The following is a 19848-nucleotide window of genomic DNA, read 5'->3' as shown; positions in this document are numbered from 1 at the left end:
GCGGGATAACCCGGGACAAACTGATGCAGCAAAAAAGCAAAAAGCCGACGGCATGATTGCTGTCGGCTTTTTGCATGCTAACCCAGTGAGTCAGCAGGTTCCATACATGACAGGAAAAATGTCCTGTCGATGCAAGGCAGGCTGATTACTCAGCTTCGCGGTCCACCTTGACCGAGACTTCCACCACCACGTCGGTATGCGGAGCCACGTTCACGGAGAACTCACCCACGGCCTTCAGGGGGCCCAAGGGCAGACGAACCTGCGACTTGACGATGGAAGCAAAGCCCATCTTGACCAAGGCTTCAGCGATGTCAGCGTTGGTGACCGAGCCGAACAAACGGCCGTCCACGCCAGCCTTTTGGCGAACCAGAACCGTCTTGCCAGCCAGGCTTTCGCCCAGAGCAACGGCCACGGCCAGCTTCTCGGCAGCAGCTTTTTCCAGCTCAGCGCGGCGGGCTTCGAATTCCTTGATGGCGGACTCGGTGGCACGACGTGCCTGGCGGGTCGGGATCAGGAAGTTGCGTGCGTAGCCGTTCTTGACCGTGACGACGTCGCCCAGGTTGCCCAGGTTGGCCACTTTTTCAAGCAGAATAATTTGCATGGTGGGCTACTCCTCAAACCTTGTGCTGGTCGCTGTAGGGCAGCATGGCGAGGAAACGCGCACGCTTGATCGCCACAGTCAGTTGACGCTGGAAGAAAGCGCGCGTGCCGGTCAAACGGGCAGGCGTGATCTTGCCGTTTTCGCCGATGAAATCGCGCAGGGTGTCGATGTCCTTGTAGTCGATCTGCTCAACACCAGTAACGGTGAAGCGGCAGAAGCGCTTGCGACGGAACAACAGAGATTGGGTATTGCGCTTGGGCTTCTTGTCTTTGGAGAAGCGACCCTTGCCACGTGGTGGTGCCATTTTGTGACCTCTTTAATTTAATCCGGATACGAACAGTGCCGTGTTCAAGAAGCGATGCTGTTGCTGCTACCTTCAATGCCCGTGATGTGAAATATCACACCGCGACCATTGCGCTGGGTGGTGAGAAAGCCCGTAAACAAGGCCATTGCGCCAACACCCAAACTCTGCAGACGCTTGACGCCATCACCGATTACCACCGCTTTGATCTCCATGGAGACTTTGCGGGGTCTGCCAGCTTCCTGAACCTGGGACTCATGCTTCAAGCTGCAGTCCAAGGCCATCAAACCGGCCGGTGTGTAACGAACAAGCCCTACTTCGAGCAGCTGCGCTTGTAAAACCAATCGGTTCAAACGAGCGCCATCTCTTCAAACAACAGGCTTGGCCTGATTAGGCCGTCGCGACTTGAGGCGCCTTGCGAGCGTCTTCGCGTTCTACGGTCTTCATCATCACCGACGGAGTGGTCTCAGCCTTGGGCTTGACAACGGTCAGGTGACGCAACACGGCGTCGTTGAAACGGAAACCGGTTTCGAGTTCACGCAGCGTTTCGATGTTGCACTCGATGTTGACGCACAGATAGTGAGCCTTGGCCAGCTTCTGGATCAGGTAAGCCATTTGGCGGCGGCCCCAATCTTCGACGCGATGCACTGCGCCACCACCGGTGGTGATCAGGCTCTTGTAACGCTCCAGCATGGCCGGAACTTGTTCGCTTTGATCCGGATGGATCAGCAGAACGATTTCATAATGACGCATAAGTACTCCTTGTGGATTCCAGTCCCGCCGTGCTGCCGTCTTGACAAGCTTCAGGCTTTAACTTCAGGACTGTAGAAGCCGTGGCACGGCGTCGATTGACGTGTTCACGGCAAGGGGGAACCTGCGATTCTAGCGCACTTTGGGAAACTTGCCTAGTCTGCGCTGCAAATCAGCGCGCCATCGGTTGCCATGGGCAACACACCTTGGCGTCCGGGGTCCGATAAGCAGGGGATTTGCGCGGCCTGCTGCGATGCGCTAGCCGATAGTGGGCAGCCCCCGATTCAGTCCAATATCACGTCGAGCTTCATCCGTTCATCAAGATAACTGCGGGTCTTTTGCAGGGCTTCGGGTTTCAAGCCATGAGGCTGCCAATCGACAATAGCGTTGCGCACCGTTGAGTCGGCCGCCACGCGTCGCATCGCTTTGTCGATGGCGGTGATAGTGTCCAGTCCCCAAGGCGTCCGCGGACATGCCGCCTGAGACTCAATCCAGGCGGAACTTCCCTGAATGGGCAGCGCTGCCAACTTGGCTTTCAAATTGTCGTTTTGGTTGATGTATTCAGCCACACCGGGATAGTCGATAGAAAAATCAACCCGTCCCTGTGCCACCAAGCGTGCAGATTGCCCCGCCCGGGACATGGATTCCCGGCGCAGTCCCGTGGTGGTGGCCTGATCCAACACCTTGTCCAGCCCCGCACCGTAGCTGCGACCCGCTTCAAGCAAACCCACCACATCAGACTTCAAAAGCAACAGCGGCAATGCCACGCCGTCACGGGTGGTGCCAAATTTTTCGACCTCGTCGGCTCGAACAATCAAATGAACCGGCGGCAAGAGTATCAAGGGCGCGAAATACGCAAGCTTGGATCGCTCCGGTGTACGGATCGCGGCCACCGAGCAAATCGGCTCACCCGCCTCTATGGCGCGCCAGAAGCGCCGTGAGTTGAGCACTTTGAATTTATGCATCCGCTCGGGCATCTCCCGCGCTAAGCCTGAGATCAAGTTGTCCAGCGAGCCGCGCCCCAATTCAGCCAGGGCTTGCGGCTCCCGGCCCTGCTGGAGGATGAAAAACGGCGGCCAATCCGGCACTGACCACGTCATGTCGTTCACCGGCGCCGCGAGCGCAGGCACAGCACCTGACATCAACAATCCAATGACCCATGCTGAAAAACGCGCTTGCAAGACTGCACTCCCCTTCAACGCCACAGATCCTGACTTGCCACCCAGTATGCAATAGAAGCCGCGTGATAGGCATACGCCGTTTGGCCCCAAATCCGCCCCACGCTAGGTTGCGTTGAATCCCTGCCGCGGCGACGGGTCAGCTCGCGCTTCAGGGCGCGGGCGGGCTGTGCAGCCGCGCAACCATGTCGGCTTGCTCGCTTGTCGGTGCCGGTGTCAGCAGGCTGCCCCACCATACCGCCACAAATCCCGCCGCTACACCAAACAAGCCAGCCGACACCGGTTGAATACCCCACCACAGTTGCGGCTGCCCCTGTAAACCGAGCGCGGTACGCAACCAGGGCGTGGCCACGGCAAGATAGTACGCCGTCACCCCAAACCCCATCAACATGCCCGCCACCGCGCCCTGCCGATTGGCACGCTGCCAAAAAATGCCCAGCGCCAGCGCAGGAAAGAACGTGGCCCCCGCAACCGAAAAAGCAGCAGCCACCAAAAACAGAATGTCGGCCGGGCGCTGTGCTGCGATTGCCGCGGCCGCCAGGGCCGTCACCAACAGCAAAGCCTTGGAAAGCGTGACTCGGCGCGTCATGAGTGCGTCGGGGTTCACCGTGCGGAAGTACACGTCGTGGGACAGCGCGGCTGAAATGGTCAACAGCAGGCCATCAGCGGTCGACAATGCCGCGGCCAAGCCGCCGGCGGCAACCATGCAAGACACCACAAACGGCAAGCCCGCCAGCTCCGGGGTCATCAACATAACGATGTCGCTGCTGATGCGCATTTCTCCCAACTGCAAGATGCCATCCTGGTTGATGTCGGTCACCGACAACAAGCTCGGGTCCACTCGGCTCCATTGCCCGATCCAGGCAGGCAACTCCGTGAACGAGCGCCCCACCAATTCCGTGAACACCTCGTACTTGACCATCACCGCCAAAGCCGGCGCAGTGAAGTACAGCAAGGCGATGAAGAACAAAGACCACGCCACCGACTGGCGCGCCTCCCGCACCGTGGGTGTGGTGTAGAAGCGGGTCAACAGATGGGGCAGGCCCGCCGTGCCCACCATCAGGCAAAACATCAGGGCCAAAAAATTACGCCGCGACTCGGTGAATTGCTGCTGCTCGTTCGGCGTCCCCTTGGGGTCTCCGGCGAACACCTGGGCCTGCCTGGGCATCCCGCCGAGTGGCATGGCCCGCAACTCGTTGGCCTGCCGGGCCCGCTCCCATTGCTCGGTAGCGTCCACGGTGGTCTTGGGCAAAGCGGCACGGCGCTTTTCAGCGGCCTGCACTTCCGCCAGAGGGGCGTCATGCGCCTTTAAACGCGCCACCTGCTGCGACGCCCGCAGGCGCTCCTGCGCCAGGGCCGTGGGCACGTCCTGCAATTTGCGGGCGTAACCTTCTGCCTCCCGCGCATAGAGCCCGCGCACTTGCAGCTCTTTGGGGTCGCCCATCAACTGCTGCTCACGCTGGGTAAGTTTGTGCAGTTGCACGCCGACCATCAACTGCGGGAGCGGCACGCCGGTCTGCTTGACACACAACCACACGACAGGCACCAAATAGGCGATCAGCAACACGATGTATTGCGCCACCTGCGTCCACGTAACCGCCCGCATGCCCCCCAGAAACGAGCACACCAGCACGCCGCCCAGACCGACAAAAACGCCGATCTCAAAGGTCAACCCCGTCAAGCGTGAGGTGATCAAACCCACGGCATAGATTTGGGCCACCACATAGATGAAAGACACCAGCACCGCCGCCCCCGCACCCAGCAGCCGCGGCGCGTAACCGCCGTAGCGCGCCGCCAGGAAATCGGGAATGGTGTATTGCCCCAGGCGCCGCAGATACGGGGCAAGGCACAGCGCCACCAAGCAAAACCCGCCTGTCCAGCCCAATACGTAGGCCAAGCCGGCATAACCCGCCAAATAGAGGGTGCCCGCCAGCCCAATGAAAGAGGCTGCACTCATCCAATCTGCACCCGCGGCCATGCCGTTGTAAATCGCGGGCACGCGGCGTCCGGCCACGTAATACTCGTCGGCATCGGTGGTGCGGCTGATCAGGCCGATCACCGCGTATACACCCACGGTGGCTACCAGAAAACAAGAGCCAATCCAGATTTTGGGCAGTCCAAGCCGCTCGCACAATGCCAGGCCCAGCACGAAAGCGACGAAGCCCAGGGTGTACCAAGCGTAGATACGGTGCAAACGGGTGCGCAAGGCACGCATAGCGGACAAAGTCATGGGAGCCGAAACCTTGAGTCACTCAAAGGAGGGATGATGCCCCCCGCCCGGCTGGCCTGTCGATAGCAAGGAACCCGCGCCCTGGCGAAGCACTACCACCAACAGAAACAGCCCCGCAGGGCTGTTTCTGTTCAAGGCTTTGACGCTTAGCGTTGAAGGCTCAACGCTTGGCCAGACGCTGCCAGGTTTCGATCACCGAGTCAGGATTCAGTGAGATCGACACAATGCCTTCGTCCGCCAACCACTCAGCAAAGTCGGGGTGGTCACTGGGGCCCTGGCCACAGATACCGATGTATTTGCCAGTGGCGCGGCAGGCATTGATAGCGCGCGAGATCATGGCCTTCACCGCTGGGTCACGCTCATCGAAGTCACCGGCCAATTGCTCCAGGCCCGAGTCACGGTCCAGCCCCAGGGTCAGTTGCGTCAAATCGTTAGAGCCGATGGACATGCCGTCGAAGTGCGCCAAGAACTGATCCGCCAAGATGGCATTGCTAGGCACCTCGCACATCATGATGACGCGCAAACCGTCGGTCCCACCAGCGGCAGCGCGCTTCAGGCCGCGCTCGGCCAGCATGGCCACGACCCGCTCAGCCTGTCGCACGGTACGCACAAAGGGCACCATGATTTCGATATTGGTGAGGCCCATCTCGACCCGAGCACGCTTCAAGGCTTCGCACTCCATGGCGAAGGCATCGGAGAACTCGCCGCTGATGTAGCGCGAGGCGCCACGGAAACCCAGCATCGGGTTCTCTTCATCAGGCTCATAACGTGAGCCGCCAATCAGCTTGCGGTACTCGTTGCTCTTGAAGTCCGACAAACGCACGATCACAGGACGCGGGAAGAAGGCGGCAGCGATGGTGGCAATGCCTTCCACCAGCTTGTCCACATAAAAAGCGCGTGGCGAGGCGTGGCCGCGGGCCACCGACTCGACGGCCTTTTTCAGGTCAGCATCAATGTTCGGGTAGTCCAGAATCGCCTTGGGGTGGACGCCGATATTGTTGTTGATGATGAACTCCAGGCGCGCCAGCCCCACGCCTGCCGAGGGCATCTGCGCGAAGTTGAAGGCCAGTTGCGGGTTGCCCACGTTCATCATGATCTTGACCGGGCAGTAAGGCAGCTCACCGCGGTGGACTTCGCTCACTTCGGTTTCCAGCAGGCCGTCGTAGATGTAGCCGGTGTCGCCTTCGGAGCAGGCCACGGTAACCAGCTGCCCGTCCTTGAGTTTCTCGGTTGCATCGCCGCAACCGACCACTGCAGGAATACCCAATTCACGCGCAATGATGGCGGCGTGGCAGGTGCGCCCGCCGCGGTTGGTCACGATGGCGGAAGCGCGCTTCATGACTGGCTCCCAGTTGGGGTCCGTCATGTCGGTGACCAGAATATCGCCGGGCTGAACGCGGTCCATTTCGGCAATGCTCTCAACCAAGCGAACCGGGCCGGTGCCGATCTTCTGACCGATGGCACGGCCTTCAGCCAGAACCGTGCTGTGGCCTTTGAGCTTGTAGCTGTGCTCGACCTGGCCTTCCGCCTGGCTCTTCACCGTTTCAGGGCGGGCTTGCAGGATGTAGATGCGGCCATCCACACCGTCACGGCCCCACTCGATGTCCATGGGACGCTCGTAGTGCTTCTCGATGATCATGGCGTAGCCAGCCAACTCGATTACTTCTGCGTCGTTCAACGAATAGCGATTGCGCATTTCCGGCGCGGTGTCTACTGTTTTCACCAGCTTGCCGCTGCTGGCCCGCTCCTCCGCCGAGCTGAACTCCATGCTGATCAGCTTGGAGCCCAGGTTGCGGCGGATGATGGGCAGCTTGCCGCGCTGCAGCGCGGGCTTGTGCACATAGAACTCATCAGGATTGACGGCGCCCTGCACCACTGTTTCGCCCAGGCCGTAGCTGGAGGTGATGAACACCACGTCCTTGAAACCCGATTCAGTGTCGATGGTGAACATCACGCCGGCGGAGCCAAGGTCGGAGCGCACCATGCGCTGCACACCCGCCGACAAGGCCACGTCGGCATGGGCAAAGCCCTTGTGCACGCGGTAGCTGATGGCGCGGTCGTTGTAGAGGGAGGCAAAGACCTCCTTCATCTTGTGCAGCACTTCTTCAATGCCCACCACATTCAGGAAGGTTTCCTGCTGCCCGGCGAAAGAAGCGTCAGGCAGGTCTTCAGCCGTTGCGGACGAACGCACGGCAAATGACACGCCCGGGTTGTCTGCCGTCAGCTTGGCGAACGAGGTACGGATTTGTGCCTCAAGATCCGCCGGAAACGGCTGCGCCTCCAGCCAACCGCGGATTTCAGCGCCAGCCTCGGTCAGCGCACGCACGTCATCGGTATTGAGGGTGACCAAGCGCGCTTCGATGCGTTTGTCCAGCCCTTCATGCTTGAGAAACTCGCGGAAGGCGTGAGCCGTCGTGGCAAAGCCACCCGGCACACGAACCCCCGACGCTGCGAGTTGTGAAATCATTTCGCCGAGGCTGGCGTTCTTACCGCCGACCACCTCGACGTCAGTCATCCTCAGATTCTCAAAGGGAACGACCAAGGCGGTCGGTTCGTAGCGTTGTGACATGGGAAAGCTCCGTGATGATAAAAATTCCGGGCTCCCGCAATGACGCCGCCGGCGGCGCCATCCATCAGGCTGACACAGGCTGTAACCGCAGCGATTCTTGATTCTGATTGTGAGCTGGGGGCAGTCATGTTGCTGAACGGGATGATTGCGTCGGATTCTAAAGGCAAGCCCACTATGATTGGGCAGGACTTTAGAGCAACCCCACCATGCCCAATCGCACCGTGTACTTTGTCTCGGACGGCACCGGGATTACCGCTGAAACTTTCGGTAACTCCATCCTGGCGCAATTTCCGATCAAGCCGCGTCATGTACGCCGGCCCTTCATCGATTCGCCCGAAAAAGCCTATGCCGTCGTGCGTGAAATCAATGAAACCACGACCCGCGAGGGCGCTCGGGCTATCGTCTTCGCCACCCTGGTGGACCGGGATGTGCTGAAAATCGTGCGCGACCATTGCCACGCCCGGGTGATGGACATGTTCGGCACCTTCATCGAACCGCTGGAAGAAGAGTTCGAGGTCAAGAGCAACCACCGCGTGGGGCGCTTCTCTGACGTGGCACGCAGCCAGGAATATCACGACCGCATCGAAGCCATCAATTTCTCGTTGGTGCATGACGACGGGCAATCCGCCAAGAACCTGGACGTGGCGGACGTGATTTTGGTCGGCGTCTCTCGCAGCGGTAAAACCCCCACCTCGCTGTACCTGGCCATGCAACACGGCATCAAGGCGGCGAACTACCCGCTCATTCCGGAAGACTTCGAGCGCGGCAAGCTGCCCTCCATGCTGATCGCCCATAAGCGCAAATGCTTCGGCCTGACCATCGACCCCGAGCGTCTCAGCCAGATCCGCAACGAGCGCCGCCCCGGCAGCAAATACGCCGACCTGATGAACTGCCGCTATGAGGTCAATGAGGCCGAAGCGATGATGAAAAAAGACGGCATCGCCTGGTTGTCGTCGACCCACAAATCCATCGAAGAAATCGCCACCACCATCCTGCGCGACCTGCGGCCGGATCGGCTGATTTACTGAGCGGCGCTACGCCACCGTCAGTCGCTGCCGCGCGCTTTCATACAGGCAGATCGCCGCAGCGCTGCCCACATTGAGCGACTCCTCGCCGCCCGGTTGTGGGATGCCTACGGTCAAGCGGCAGCGTTGCATCAATTCGGCTTGAACGCCCTGCCCCTCATGCCCCATCACCCAGGCACAGGGCCGGGGCAGGCTGAGTTGATGAAGCTGCTTTTCGGCATAGGAGCTGGTCGCAATCAGCGGCAATTGCAAACCGTCAAGATCAGCGGGGCCGAGCCCCTCGATCAAACGCAAGCCGAAGTGCGCTCCCATGCCAGCCCGCAAGACTTTGGGCGACCAAAGGGCCGCTGTACCCTTCAAGGCCAGAATCTGTTTGAACCCGAAGGCCCCAGCGCTGCGCAGAATGGTGCCGACGTTGCCCGCGTCTTGCAGCCGGTCGAGGATCACCGTGTCCACGGCCGGATCGATGCGCTGCGCGGCGTCATGCGGCACCTCGAAGCCGATCTGCGCCGGTGACTCCAAACCGCTGATGGTTTTGAACAACGCGGTCGGTACCACCAACTGGCGCGGCGCGGCGTCCGCCAAGGCACGCAAGACAGAATCTTGCGCCGCTGCCTCAGTCATTACCGCCAAAGTAACAGGATAGTTGCGCTGCAGACAAGCGCGCACCAGATGGTCGCCCTCCAGCCAGACACTGCCCAGCTTGCGGTAGGCGCCGCCGTCCTGGCTGAGTTTGCGCAGGCGTTGGAGCACCGGATTGTCACGAGAGGTAATGTGTTGAAGCTGGCTCATGGGGGGCCTGACAATTCCAGAATCGCGCGCACCGGGCCGAATGTGCGGCGATGCCAGGGCGTGACCCCATGCGCGCGCAAGGCCGCCAGATGCTCAGCGGTGGGGTAGCCCTTATGGGTGGCGAATCCATACGCCGGATGGGCCTCGTGCATGGCGATGCATTGCCGGTCACGCTGTACCTTGGCCAGGATGGAGGCGGCCGAAATTGCCTGCACCTTGCTATCACCCTTGACGATGGCCTCCGCCGGAACCTTCAAGACCGGCAGGCGATTGCCATCCACCTGCACCAGGGCCGGCTTGAGGCGCAAGCCCTCCACCGCGCGGCGCATGGCGAGCAAGGTGGCTTGCAGAATGTTCAGGCGGTCAATTTCTTCGACACTGGCCTCGGCGATGCAAAAGCACAAAGCCTTGGCGCGAATTTCATCGAACAGCTGCTCGCGCCGTTTCTCGCTCAGGATCTTGGAGTCGCGCAGCCCCTGCACGGGCGCCGCGTCGTCCAAAATCACCGCAGCGGCCACCACGGGCCCGGCCAAGGGGCCTCGGCCGGCCTCATCCACGCCAGCCAGCAAGCCCGGCCCCACCCAAGACAGCCCCAATTGCTTAGGCTCGGCCAATGACTTGCGCGATCGCATCGCTGGCCCTTTGCGCAGTATTGCAGCGCAGCAGTAGATGTTGTTCGGCGAAGCGTGCTTGCACCCGCGTATAACGCTCAGGTTCAGCGAACCATGCCAAGCCCTCACGCGCCAACGCTTCGGGCGTGCATTGGTCTTGAATCAATTCAGGCACCAAGAACTCGCGCGCCAACACATTGGGCAAACCCACCCAGGGCTGGTAGTTCTTGCCCTTCATGCGCCACCAGTTCAACCAGTGCATGCGGTAGGCAATCACCATCGGGCGCTTGAACAAGGCCGCCTCCAGGGTGGCAGTGCCGCTCGCCACCAGGGTGACATCGCAGGCCGCCAGAGCTTCGTGCGAGCGGCCCTCCAGCAAGGTGAGATTCAGCGTCGGCGCCACGCCTTGCACCAAGGGCTCGATCAAGCCACGCAAACCGGGTGCCACGGGCATCACGAAGCGCAAGTAAGGCCGGGCTTGCTGCATCAGCAACGCGGCGCGCAAAAAAGGCTCGGCCAGGTACTTGATCTCGCTGCGGCGGCTGCCCGGCAGCAAAGCCACCACAGGCCCCTGCCCGCCCAAGCCCAAGGCAGCGCGGCTTTCAAGTTGAGGTGGCTCCAAGGGAATTGCATCAGCCAGGGGATGGCCGACATAACTGGCAGCGATACCGGACTTTTGAAGCAACTCGGGTTCAAACGGAAACAGGCACAGCACATGGTCGGCCGAGCGTCGGATCTTCTCTACCCGCTCAGCCCGCCAAGCCCAGATGGACGGGCAGACGAAGTGAACCGTCTTGATACCGCCTTCACGCAAGCGCTGCTCCAGGCCGAAGTTGAAGTCGGGCGCGTCAATGCCAATGAAGGCGGCTGGGCGCTCAGCTTCAGGCAGGGCCAGCAGGCGATCGCCCAGTTGCCTGCGCAAGCCCAGCAACTCGCGCAAATTCAGCAATGCGTCCACATAGCCAAAGATGGAGAGCTTGTCATGCGGCCACCAAGCCGTGAAGCCCTGTGCGGCCATGCGTGGCCCACCAATGCCCCAGGCCTGCAGATCAGGCCAGCGCGTGCGCATGCCTTGCAGCAGCAGGCCAGCCAACAGGTCACCGGAGGCCTCGCCGGCCACCATGCCAAAACGAGGCGGGGTTGATGTCATGACTTAGCGAACAATGCCACGCGTGGCGGCGGCCAGAAAATCCAGCATGAGCGTCACATCGGCATCTGCCTCTGGCACCTGGCCTTGCAACGCGGCAATCGCCTCGACCGCCTGACCCAGCGTCAACGACGATCGGTACAGCAGCTTGTGGATCTGCCGAATCACCGAGATGCGTTCAGCCGTGTAGCCGCGCCGCTTAAGGCCCACCACATTGACCGCACGCGCCGCCAAAGGGTTGCCGTCCACCGTCATGAAGGGCGGCACATCCTGGGCCACATGCCCTTGAAAGCCGATCATGGCGTGGGCCCCAATCTTGACAAACTGGTGCACGCCAGACAGGCCACCAATCGTCGCCCAATCGCCCACATGCACATGCCCGGCAAGGGTAGCGTTATTGGCCAGCACCGTGTGGTTGCCAAGGCGAACATCATGGGCAATGTGGACGTAGGCCATGATCCAGTTGTCCGACCCGACCCGGGTTACACCCTCGTCCTGCGCGGTGCCAAGGTTCAAGGTGCAGAACTCACGGATCGCGTTGCGGTCGCCAATCACCAGCTCGGTGGGCTCGCCCGCGTACTTCATGTCCTGCGGGGTTGCGCCGATGGAGTTGAACTGGAATATCTTGTTGTCGACACCCAGGGTGGTGCGCCCCTCCACCACGCAGTGCGGCCCGATGACCGTGCCGGCGCCGATGCGTACGTGTGGGCCAATCAGCGTGTAGGCGCCCACCGCAACCGAACTGTCAAGTTCAGCGGCAGGGTCGATGATCGCAGTGGGGTGGATCAGGCTCATGGCGGCCCAAGCCTCAGGCGTCGATCTTGCGCATGGTGCAGATCAGCTGCGCCTCGGCGGCCAGTGCATCGCCCACAAACGCCTTGGCACTGAACTTGAAGATGCCCGCCTTGGCGCGGTCCAGTATCACCTCTTGGCGCAGCTGGTCGCCGGGCTCTACGGGCCGCTTGAAACGGGCGTTATCGATACCGGCAAAGTAGACCACCGTGCTGTCGTCGAGCTGGATGTCCGAGCTTTCCAGTGCGAGCAGCGTTGCCACCTGCGCCATAGACTCCAGAATCAACACCCCCGGCATCACCGGGCGGTGCGGGAAATGGCCGACGAAATAGGGCTCATTGATGCTGACGTTCTTGATCGCCACAATGCGCTTGCCGGCTTCAACCTCCAGCACGCGATCCACCAACAACAGCGGATAACGGTGCGGCAGCTTTTTCAGGATGCTATGGATGTCCATGGTCAGTCTTTTTTCTTTTCAAGGTCACGCACGCGAGTACGCAGTGTGTGCAGTTGTCTCAAGGTGGCGGCATTCTTTTCCCAGCTGGCATTGTCCTCGAAGGGATAAACGCCGCTGTAGAGCCCCGGTTTTGCAATGCTGCGGCTGATCAGCGTGGCAGCGGACACGTGCACATGGTCGGCCAGGGTCAAATGGCCAACGATGTTGGCCGCTCCACCGATGGTACAGAAGGCGCCGATGCGAGTGCTGCCGGCCACAGCCGTGCAGCCTGCAATCGCGGTATGCCGGCCAATATGAACGTTATGGCCAATCTGGATCTGATTGTCGAGCTTGACGCCGTCCTCCAGCACCGTGTCGGCCAAGGCGCCACGGTCGATGCAGGTGTTGGCGCCAATTTCAACGTCATTGCCGATGCGGACATTGCCCAGTTGCTCGATCTTTACCCATCCGGGGTTTTCGCCCTTCAAATCGGCAGCAAAACCAAAGCCGTCAGCGCCGATGACCACACCGCTATGCAAGATGCACCGGTCACCGATCTGGCAGTTGAATCCCAGCGCCACCCGCGCACTCAAACGCGTATCCGCACCCACGCGCGCGCCGTGCCCGATGACGCAGTGAGCGCCAATGCGCGCGCCGTCACCGATATGCGCTTGCGCCTCAATCACGGCCAGCGGGCCGATGTCAGCGCCAACGCCGATGTGGGCACCGGGGTCTATCACTGCGCTGGGGTGAACGCGCGGAGGAGACAGAGGCCGCGTCTGCGCTGCCCACCATTGCGTCAGGCGTGCGAAGTAGAGGTAAGGGTCCGGCGTGACGATGGCGGCGCCACGTGCTGCGGCGGCCTCTGCAAAGGCAGGTGCCACGATCACGCAGGCGGCTTGGGTCTGGCCCAGTTGCGCTTGATAGCGCGGGTTGGCCAGGAAGCTGATGGACTCAGCATCGGCCTCGTCCAATGGCGCGATCCGCGCAATCAAGGTTTGCCCCGCGCCATGAAGATCGCCGCCCAAGGCGGCGATCAGATCATCCAGGTGAACCTTGGGGGTCACCTGAGAAATCACTTCTGGGCGTTGAGCGAGTCGATCACCTTCTTGGTGATGTCAACGCGCGGGCTGGAGAAAATCGCGTCCTGCACGATCAGGTCGTACTTTTCAGTGTCGAAGATCTGCTTGATGGCGCGGTTAGCCCGATCAACGATGACGGACATTTCTTCTTGTTTGCGCTGAGTCAGATCTTCTTGCCACTCGCGGCGCTTGCGCTGCAATTCGCGGTCAGACTCCACCAGATCACGTTGACGGCGATTGCGCTCGGCTTCGCTCAGCGTGGGGGCATCTTTCTCAAGCTTTTCTGCGGCGCCACGCAATTTCAGCTCGGCGTCCTTCAAGTCTTTTTCACGCTTGCCGAACTCTGACTCCAGCTTCAAGCCCACAGCCTTGGCCACATTGGCTTCGCGCAAAACCCGCTCGCTGTTCACGTAGCCAATTTTCAATTCTTGTGCCTGAGCAGACACAGCGGCAGTGGCCGAAACCGACAACAGGGCGGACAGAGCCACCGCTTTAATGGACAAGCTTTTCATCAGAATGCATTCCCGATCTGGAATTGGAATTTCTCGATTCTATCTGTGGGTTTCTTACGCACAGGCGAACCGTAACTCAAACGCAGGGGCCCCATGGGGGAAATCCAGCTTAAACCGATACCCGCCGAGGAGCGCATCGAGTCAAAAGTGACCTGATCTTGCGGGCCCCAGACATTGCCAGCGTCAAGGAAGCCGAAGAAGCGGAAGGTCTTGTCATTGCCCCCCCCTGGCACCGGCAAGTACAACTCGGCATTGACGTTGAACTTGCGATTGCCACCGGTGTAGGAGCCCGTGACGTCCACCGGACCCAAGGAGCCCGCTTCAAACACCCGCACCGAACCCAGGCCGCCAGCATAGAAATTCTTGAAGATCGGATAGGGGCGGCCATTCAAGCCCGCACCCCAACCCAGTTCACTGTTCAAACCCAGGGTGATCTTGTTGGTAACCGGAATGTATTCCTGGTACTGCAAGTTGGCCCGGGCATAACGCGCATCGCCCAGCACACTGGTTTCAAGATTGACACGGGCGTAGCGGCCCACGGTGGGGGAGATGACGCTGTCGCGGTTGTCGCGTGCCCAACCGATGGTCAGCGGGTACTCGGAGCTGTCTTTGCCGAACTGGCGACCATACAGAAGATAACTGTTAGGCAAGCCGGAGGTCGTGCTCATCCGCGTGCGGGCAAAGCCGAGGCCGAAGAACACGGTGTCGATTTCAGAGAACGGCACACCAAAGCGGACCGACCCGCCGTGGGTGATCAACTCATACTGCTCACCCAAGGTGTTGATGGGCTTTTGCGTGCGATAGAACACATCGAAAGAGCGGGAGACACCGTCCACGGTGAAGTAAGGATCGGTTTCACTGAGCACCAGCGCCCGCCCGGTGGATGCGGTGTTGACCGAGATCCCCAGCGAATGGCCGGAACCAAAAATATTGTCCTGCTGGATAGAGCCGGTCAGCGAAAGTTTTTGCTGGCTCGAATAGCCCGCACCCACCATGATGTTGCCGGTGGGGCGCTCCACCACGGTCAGCAGCACATCGACCTGGTCTTGCGTGCCCGGCACCTCTTGGGTGTCGATGGTGACTTCACCTTGCTTGAAGTAACCCAAGCGCTCCACACGGTCCTTGGAGGCCTTGATGCGCTGGCCGTCGTACCAAGCCGATTCGAACTGGCGGAACTCGCGGCGAATCACTTCATCCCGCGTGCGGGTGTTGCCGCCAATGATCACGCGACGCACATAGACCCGGCGCTGCGGGTCACCAGTGAACGTGACCACCACCTGGCCTGTGGCTTTGTCGATTTCAGGCCGGCTGTCGACACGTGCAAAGGCATAACCGAAGGTGCCGTAATAGTCGGAGAACGCACGCGTGGTCTGCGCCACGGCTTCGCCCTGATAGGGCTGGCCGGGCTTGAGCTGGATCAGGCGTTTGAAGTCTTCTTCGCGGCCCAGGAATTCACCCTCCAACTTCACCGCGGTGACCGTGTAGGGCTGCCCTTCATTCACGGTAATGGCAACGCTGATGCTTTGCTTGTCAGGTGAAATCGTGACCTGCGTTGAGGTGACCGCAAACTCCAGATAACCGCGATTCAGGTAATAAGAGCGCAAAGTCTCCAGGTCAGCATTCAGCTTGGAGCGCGAATAACGGTCTGTCTTGGTGTACCAAGTTAACCAGCCGGAGGTGGTTTGATCCATCAGGCCCAGCAGCGTGCTCTCCGAGAAGACCTTGCTGCCCAGAATGCGCACTTCACTGATTTTGGCCGGCTCGCCTTCGGTCACGGCAAAGCTGACGTTGACCCGATTGCGCTCCAGCGGCGTGATGGTGGTCGTGACTTCGGCACCGTAGAGGCTGCGCGTCAGGTATTGGCGCTTGAGTTCTTGTTCGGCACGGTCGGCCAAGGCTTTGTCGAAGGGCTTGCCTTCGCCAATGCCCACATCTTTCAGTGATTTGGTCAACGCTTCGGTGTCGAATTCCTTCAGACCCGTGAAGCTGACGTTGGCAATGATGGGGCGTTCTTCGATCACCACCACGGCGGAGGTGCCGTCAATGTTGATGCGAACGTCCTTGAACAAGCCGGTGGCGAACAGCGCACGCAATGCTGCCGCGCCCTTGTCGTCGCTGTAGGTGTCACCAATGCGGAAAGGCAGACTCGCGAACACTGTACCCGGGTCGGTGCGATTCAGACCTTCGACGCGAATGTCCTTGATCACAAAGGGTTCCACCGCCCAGGCGACGCCTGACTGCAGTGTGGCCACAATGGCCAAAGTCAGGATTGAGGGGCGCAAGCGCGCACCTGTTCTTAGAAATGAGGACATGCAGATAGAGTCAATGCAGGCCCGTCAAGCGGGCCACGTCGTTGGAAAGGGCTAAAGCCATCATCAGCATCAGGATCAACGCACCTGCACGCTGCAGTTGCGTTTGCCACCACTCCGAGATGGGGCGGCCGCTCAAACCCTCAAAAAGATAATACATCAGGTGTCCGCCATCCAGCATCGGCAGTGGCAGCAGATTCAATATACCGAGGCTGACACTGACCAGCCCCAGAAAGCCCAGGTATTGGCTGAGGCCCATGCGCGCGGACTGTCCGGCGTATTCAGCGATGGTAAGCGGGCCGCTGAGATTCTTCAGCGAGGCTTGTCCAACCAACATGCGACCAAACACCTTCAAGGTGGTCCAAGAGAGCTCCCAAGTGCGCTGTGCACCGCGAACCAGGCCATCCAGAAATCCATAGCGCTGCTGCACCATCTGAGGCACACCACCCACCAAGGCCTCGATGCGGCCGATCTTGCGGCCATTGTCATCGACCACCTTGGGGCTAACCTCGATGTCAAGCGGCTGCCCTGCCCGCTCGATCCGCCACGCCATGGCGTGTTGCTGGCCATCGGACGCCGAGGCGCGGATCAAGCCTCTCAAACTGGCCGCATCCGCCACGGGCGTGGCATCAATGGCTCTCACTCGGTCGCCTTCACGCAGGCCCGCAAGATCAGCCGCGCCGCCCGCGGTAATCCGGCCCAACACGGGTTCGCTGAACGCACTGCCAAGGCCCAACTGGGCGGCCGAGGCGGCGTCGAACTCGGTTGCGGCCAAGGCGTCGGTGCTCAGCGTCAGCTCGCGCCGGCCCCGGCCTTGCGCATCGCTCACACTCAGGTGCAATCGCTGACGCTGTGCCACCGCGTTCATGACTTGCTCATGCAGGTCGAGCAGTGAATCGATGTCGCGCCACTCTTGCCCGTCAACGGACACAGCCTGAACCCAATCACCCGACTGCATGCCAGCACGCTCAGCCAGGGAGCCCGCCACGGGAGCACCCAGCAGCGCCTTGGGCACCTCCATGCCGACCCAATTGGCGGCGCCAAACAAGAGCACCGCCAAAACCAAATTGGCCAAGGGACCAGCCGCCACCACCGCCACACGCTGGCGCAAGGGCCGGTTGTTGAAAGCCTGGTCACGCAGCCCCGCTTCAACGGGTGCCTCACGCTCGTCCAGCATGCGCACATAACCACCCAATGGGATGGCGCACAGGGTGAACTCGGTGGCGTCAGGGTGTGCTTGCCGGCGCCAGATCACGCGCCCGAAACCGACAGAAAACCGCAGCACCTTGACCCCGCAAGCCCGCGCCACACGGTAATGGCCGTACTCGTGCACGACCACCAGCAAGGCCAGCGTGACCAGAAATGCAAGCAAGGTCGTCATGCAGCAAGGCTCGTGATCAAGGCCTGAGCGTGGCGTCGCACCCGCGCGTCCAAACTCAACAAGCCCTCAACGCTGCTGCACTCACCGGCCTGCGGGAGCAACTCGTCCAAGCATTGCACATTGAGTCGGTGAATTTGATCAAAGCGCAGGCGGCGGTTCAAGAAAGCGTCCACCGCCTCTTCATTGGCGGCGTTTAACACGGTCGTTGTACCTTCCGCAGCACGCAGTGCACGCCACGACAAGAACAAGCCAGGGAAGCGTCGCTCGTCAGCCTCCTCAAAGCTCAAGGCCGACAACTTCTCCAACTCAAGGCGGCTGGCGCCGGCATCGATGCGCGCGGGGAAAGACAGGCCGTAGGCGATGGGCACCCGCATATCGGGCGTGCCCATTTGCGCCAGCACCGACATGTCGCGGCAAACCACCATCGAATGCACGATGCTCTGCGGATGAATCAACACCCGAATTTTCGCCGGGTCCAGGCCAAACAACCAACGCGCTTCGATCACCTCCAGCGCCTTGTTCATCATCGTGGCGGAGTCCACCGAAATCTTGCGCCCCATCACCCAGTTCGGGTGCGCGCAGGCTTGCTCTGGGGTGATGGCGGCCAAAGTCGCCGGATCACGTTGGCGGAAGGGCCCGCCGGAGGCCGTCAGCACGATATGGTCAATGCGCTGCGCCCAAGTGCTGCGGTCTTCCGGCAAGCACTGGAAAATAGCGGAATGCTCGCTGTCGATCGGCAGCAGGGTCGCCCCACCGTCCGCCACGGCCTGCATGAACAAGGCCCCCCCCACCACGATGGCCTCTTTATTGGCCAGCAGCAAACGCTTGCCCGCACGGGCCGCCGCCAGGCAAGGGGCCAGCCCAGCTGCACCGACAATGGCACCCATCACCATGTCAACGTCGGGATGGGCCGCGATGTCGCACAAGGCCGGGGCACCGTCGAGTACCTCGGTCCGGCTGCCCTGCTCACGCAAGCGCTCGCGCAAGCGGGCGGCCGCGGCGGTATCGGGCATCACCGCGAAACGGGGTTGCCAGTGCAGACACTGGGCCAGCAATTCATCGACGCGGCTCATCGCCGACAGCGCAAAAACCTCGTAGCGATCGGGGTGGCGAGACAACACATCCAGCGTGTTGACCCCGATGGAACCCGTGGAGCCCAACACACTGATACGTTGGCGTTGAAAAGATGCGGTCATGTCAACAGACTCAAAAGGCCCGGCCTCAGGCGGCCAAGCTGAGGGAACTCAAAGCCATCGCCAAAGGAAACACCGGCAGCAGGGCATCCACCCGATCCAAAACACCGCCGTGGCCGGGTAACAGCTGACTGCTGTCCTTGGCGCCCACAGCCCGTTTGATCAGAGACTCAAAAAGATCGCCCACGACGCTCATGGCACTGAGCATCAACACACTCAACACCCCAACAAACAGCCCCTGCCGCGCCAGCAATTGGTACAGGCTGGGGGAGTCAACCGCCAATTGCCGATCGATCACCTGACTCCAGACCAGCGCCAACACCAGCACCGCCGCCATACCAGACCACACACCTTCCCAGCTTTTGCCGGGGCTGATGGCCGGGGCCAATTTACGGCGCCCGAAAGCCCGCCCCCCGAAGTAGGCCGCAACATCGGCGGCCCACACCAGGCAAAAAATCGACAACAGAAAATTAATACCCAAGGTCTTGGCCTGAACCATCGCCAGCCATGCCGCCCAGAGCGCCAAAGCACCCAAGACCAAACGCAAGGGCCGCGAGGCATGCGGCCATGCCGCCGGGCCGCCGCGCAGAGCAAACACCCCACCCAACACCCAGATCAAACCCGCCAACCACCAGCACCACACCGGCGGTGCTTGCAAGCCCAGGCCGTAGAGCGTGGCGGCGCAGACGCCAGCCACCCCGATGCCGAAGCCATAGGGCATCAACCCGGCTGTCCCCGCACGGGTACTGGCGCCATCCACCGGGCCTGCGCTTGAATTCAAACGGGCCCACTCCCATCCTGCGGCAGCGATCATCAACAGCGTCAGCAGTGCAAAAGGCCAGGGGGACGCTGCAAACAGGCAAGGCAGCAAAACGGCAAGCAACACCAAAGCGGTGATAACGCGTTGTTTCAGCATGGCGACCTCGTCAATTCGGGGTG

General features: G+C 60.9%; 19 protein-coding genes. 1 reads left to right on the top strand and 18 read right to left on the bottom strand.

Translation table 11 applies throughout. The features are described from left to right. Window positions 1–145: 145 nt before the first annotated feature. The 7 genes from rplI to ppsA all read right to left on the bottom strand — a co-directional run bounded on the left by rplI (window position 146) and on the right by ppsA (window position 7629). Complete coding sequence (rplI, locus tag PRZ01_RS00640; RefSeq protein ID WP_273594815.1) at window positions 146–601, bottom strand: 50S ribosomal protein L9; 456 nt, start codon at window positions 599–601, stop codon at window positions 146–148. A 13-nt stretch (window positions 602–614) separates the two neighbouring features. Next, complete coding sequence (gene rpsR, locus PRZ01_RS00635; protein ID WP_102767400.1) at window positions 615–905, bottom strand: 30S ribosomal protein S18; 291 nt, start codon at window positions 903–905, stop codon at window positions 615–617. Window positions 906–949: 44 nt separating this feature from the next. Then, entirely contained in the window at window positions 950–1246 is a 297-nt protein-coding gene (gene priB, locus PRZ01_RS00630) for a primosomal replication protein N (protein ID WP_338111439.1), read from the bottom strand. Window positions 1247–1292: 46 nt separating this feature from the next. Then, the gene (gene rpsF / locus PRZ01_RS00625; RefSeq protein WP_273594813.1) at window positions 1293–1655 is read right to left on the bottom strand and encodes a 30S ribosomal protein S6; all 363 of its coding nucleotides are present in this window, start codon (window positions 1653–1655) and stop codon (window positions 1293–1295) included. Window positions 1656–1936: 281 nt separating this feature from the next. After that, window positions 1937–2794, bottom strand: a complete 858-nt coding sequence (locus tag PRZ01_RS00620) for a TIGR02285 family protein (protein WP_273594812.1) — start codon at window positions 2792–2794, stop codon at window positions 1937–1939. A gap of 187 nt (window positions 2795–2981) precedes the next feature. Further along, window positions 2982–5060 (bottom strand): sodium:solute symporter family protein, encoded by a 2079-nt coding sequence (locus PRZ01_RS00615; protein ID WP_273594811.1) that lies wholly within the window; start codon window positions 5058–5060, stop codon window positions 2982–2984. 160 nt (window positions 5061–5220) lie between these two features. After that, window positions 5221–7629, bottom strand: coding sequence for a phosphoenolpyruvate synthase (gene ppsA, locus PRZ01_RS00610; RefSeq protein ID WP_273594810.1), 2409 nt, complete (start codon window positions 7627–7629; stop codon window positions 5221–5223). 206 nt (window positions 7630–7835) lie between these two features. Between ppsA and ppsR the strand changes: the two genes are divergently transcribed. Next, a complete protein-coding gene (ppsR, locus tag PRZ01_RS00605; RefSeq protein ID WP_273594809.1) occupies window positions 7836–8657 on the top strand; it encodes a posphoenolpyruvate synthetase regulatory kinase/phosphorylase PpsR in 822 nt (273 codons plus the stop codon). Between the two features lie 6 nt (window positions 8658–8663). Here the strand turns inward: ppsR and PRZ01_RS00600 are convergent, their stop codons facing one another. Genes PRZ01_RS00600 through PRZ01_RS00550 form a run of 11 tightly spaced genes read right to left on the bottom strand, consistent with a single transcriptional unit; the run spans window position 8664 to window position 19825 of the window. Next, a complete protein-coding gene (locus PRZ01_RS00600) occupies window positions 8664–9446 on the bottom strand; it encodes a TrmH family RNA methyltransferase (RefSeq protein WP_273594808.1) in 783 nt (260 codons plus the stop codon). Beyond that, the gene (rnhB, locus tag PRZ01_RS00595; RefSeq protein WP_273594807.1) at window positions 9443–10078 is read right to left on the bottom strand and encodes a ribonuclease HII; all 636 of its coding nucleotides are present in this window, start codon (window positions 10076–10078) and stop codon (window positions 9443–9445) included. Before rnhB ends, PRZ01_RS00600 begins: the two co-directional genes overlap by 4 nt. Beyond that, window positions 10047–11207 (bottom strand): lipid-A-disaccharide synthase, encoded by a 1161-nt coding sequence (gene lpxB, locus PRZ01_RS00590; RefSeq protein ID WP_273594806.1) that lies wholly within the window; start codon window positions 11205–11207, stop codon window positions 10047–10049. Before lpxB ends, rnhB begins: the two co-directional genes overlap by 32 nt. Window positions 11208–11210: 3 nt before the next feature. Continuing rightward, window positions 11211–11999, bottom strand: a complete 789-nt coding sequence (lpxA, locus tag PRZ01_RS00585) for an acyl-ACP--UDP-N-acetylglucosamine O-acyltransferase (RefSeq protein ID WP_273594805.1) — start codon at window positions 11997–11999, stop codon at window positions 11211–11213. Window positions 12000–12012: 13 nt separating this feature from the next. Next, complete coding sequence (fabZ, locus tag PRZ01_RS00580; protein WP_273594804.1) at window positions 12013–12453, bottom strand: 3-hydroxyacyl-ACP dehydratase FabZ; 441 nt, start codon at window positions 12451–12453, stop codon at window positions 12013–12015. A 2-nt stretch (window positions 12454–12455) separates the two neighbouring features. Beyond that, complete coding sequence (gene lpxD, locus PRZ01_RS00575; protein WP_273594803.1) at window positions 12456–13499, bottom strand: UDP-3-O-(3-hydroxymyristoyl)glucosamine N-acyltransferase; 1044 nt, start codon at window positions 13497–13499, stop codon at window positions 12456–12458. A gap of 8 nt (window positions 13500–13507) precedes the next feature. Further along, a complete protein-coding gene (locus PRZ01_RS00570) occupies window positions 13508–14026 on the bottom strand; it encodes an OmpH/Skp family outer membrane protein (protein WP_273594802.1) in 519 nt (172 codons plus the stop codon). Then, complete coding sequence (gene bamA, locus PRZ01_RS00565) at window positions 14026–16338, bottom strand: outer membrane protein assembly factor BamA (RefSeq protein ID WP_273594801.1); 2313 nt, start codon at window positions 16336–16338, stop codon at window positions 14026–14028. The genes PRZ01_RS00570 and bamA overlap by 1 nt, the downstream gene beginning before the upstream one ends. Window positions 16339–16348: 10 nt before the next feature. Next, the gene (gene rseP, locus PRZ01_RS00560; protein WP_273594800.1) at window positions 16349–17716 is read right to left on the bottom strand and encodes an RIP metalloprotease RseP; all 1368 of its coding nucleotides are present in this window, start codon (window positions 17714–17716) and stop codon (window positions 16349–16351) included. Next, a complete protein-coding gene (gene ispC / locus PRZ01_RS00555) occupies window positions 17713–18912 on the bottom strand; it encodes a 1-deoxy-D-xylulose-5-phosphate reductoisomerase (RefSeq protein ID WP_273594799.1) in 1200 nt (399 codons plus the stop codon). The genes rseP and ispC overlap by 4 nt, the downstream gene beginning before the upstream one ends. Before the next feature lie 25 nt (window positions 18913–18937). Continuing rightward, window positions 18938–19825, bottom strand: coding sequence for a phosphatidate cytidylyltransferase (locus PRZ01_RS00550; protein ID WP_273594798.1), 888 nt, complete (start codon window positions 19823–19825; stop codon window positions 18938–18940). Between the last annotated feature and the right edge of the window lie 23 nt (window positions 19826–19848).

Source organism: Roseateles koreensis (assembly GCF_028595305.1).
GTDB lineage: Bacteria > Pseudomonadota > Gammaproteobacteria > Burkholderiales > Burkholderiaceae_C > Paucibacter_A > Paucibacter_A koreensis.
This window is presented reverse-complemented; position numbering and strand designations above follow the sequence as displayed.

Excerpts from the sequence above, each read along its gene's own strand:
- bamA (WP_273594801.1), bottom strand. The coding sequence starts at position 16,338 with ATGTCCTCATTTCTAAGAACAGGTGCGCGCTTGCGCCCCTCAATCCTG.
- PRZ01_RS00620 (WP_273594812.1), bottom strand. The coding sequence starts at position 2,794 with ATGTCAGGTGCTGTGCCTGCGCTCGCGGCGCCGGTGAACGACATGACG.
- rseP (WP_273594800.1), bottom strand. The coding sequence starts at position 17,716 with ATGACGACCTTGCTTGCATTTCTGGTCACGCTGGCCTTGCTGGTGGTC.
- fabZ (WP_273594804.1), bottom strand. The coding sequence starts at position 12,453 with ATGGACATCCATAGCATCCTGAAAAAGCTGCCGCACCGTTATCCGCTG.
- rpsF (WP_273594813.1), bottom strand. The coding sequence starts at position 1,655 with ATGCGTCATTATGAAATCGTTCTGCTGATCCATCCGGATCAAAGCGAA.
- ppsA (WP_273594810.1), bottom strand. The coding sequence starts at position 7,629 with ATGTCACAACGCTACGAACCGACCGCCTTGGTCGTTCCCTTTGAGAAT.
- rpsR (WP_102767400.1), bottom strand. The coding sequence starts at position 905 with ATGGCACCACCACGTGGCAAGGGTCGCTTCTCCAAAGACAAGAAGCCC.
- lpxB (WP_273594806.1), bottom strand. The coding sequence starts at position 11,207 with ATGACATCAACCCCGCCTCGTTTTGGCATGGTGGCCGGCGAGGCCTCC.
- lpxA (WP_273594805.1), bottom strand. The coding sequence starts at position 11,999 with ATGAGCCTGATCCACCCCACTGCGATCATCGACCCTGCCGCTGAACTT.
- PRZ01_RS00600 (WP_273594808.1), bottom strand. The coding sequence starts at position 9,446 with ATGAGCCAGCTTCAACACATTACCTCTCGTGACAATCCGGTGCTCCAA.
- ispC (WP_273594799.1), bottom strand. The coding sequence starts at position 18,912 with ATGACCGCATCTTTTCAACGCCAACGTATCAGTGTGTTGGGCTCCACG.
- PRZ01_RS00550 (WP_273594798.1), bottom strand. The coding sequence starts at position 19,825 with ATGCTGAAACAACGCGTTATCACCGCTTTGGTGTTGCTTGCCGTTTTG.
- ppsR (WP_273594809.1), top strand. The coding sequence starts at position 7,836 with ATGCCCAATCGCACCGTGTACTTTGTCTCGGACGGCACCGGGATTACC.
- PRZ01_RS00570 (WP_273594802.1), bottom strand. The coding sequence starts at position 14,026 with ATGAAAAGCTTGTCCATTAAAGCGGTGGCTCTGTCCGCCCTGTTGTCG.
- PRZ01_RS00615 (WP_273594811.1), bottom strand. The coding sequence starts at position 5,060 with ATGACTTTGTCCGCTATGCGTGCCTTGCGCACCCGTTTGCACCGTATC.
- rnhB (WP_273594807.1), bottom strand. The coding sequence starts at position 10,078 with ATGCGATCGCGCAAGTCATTGGCCGAGCCTAAGCAATTGGGGCTGTCT.
- rplI (WP_273594815.1), bottom strand. The coding sequence starts at position 601 with ATGCAAATTATTCTGCTTGAAAAAGTGGCCAACCTGGGCAACCTGGGC.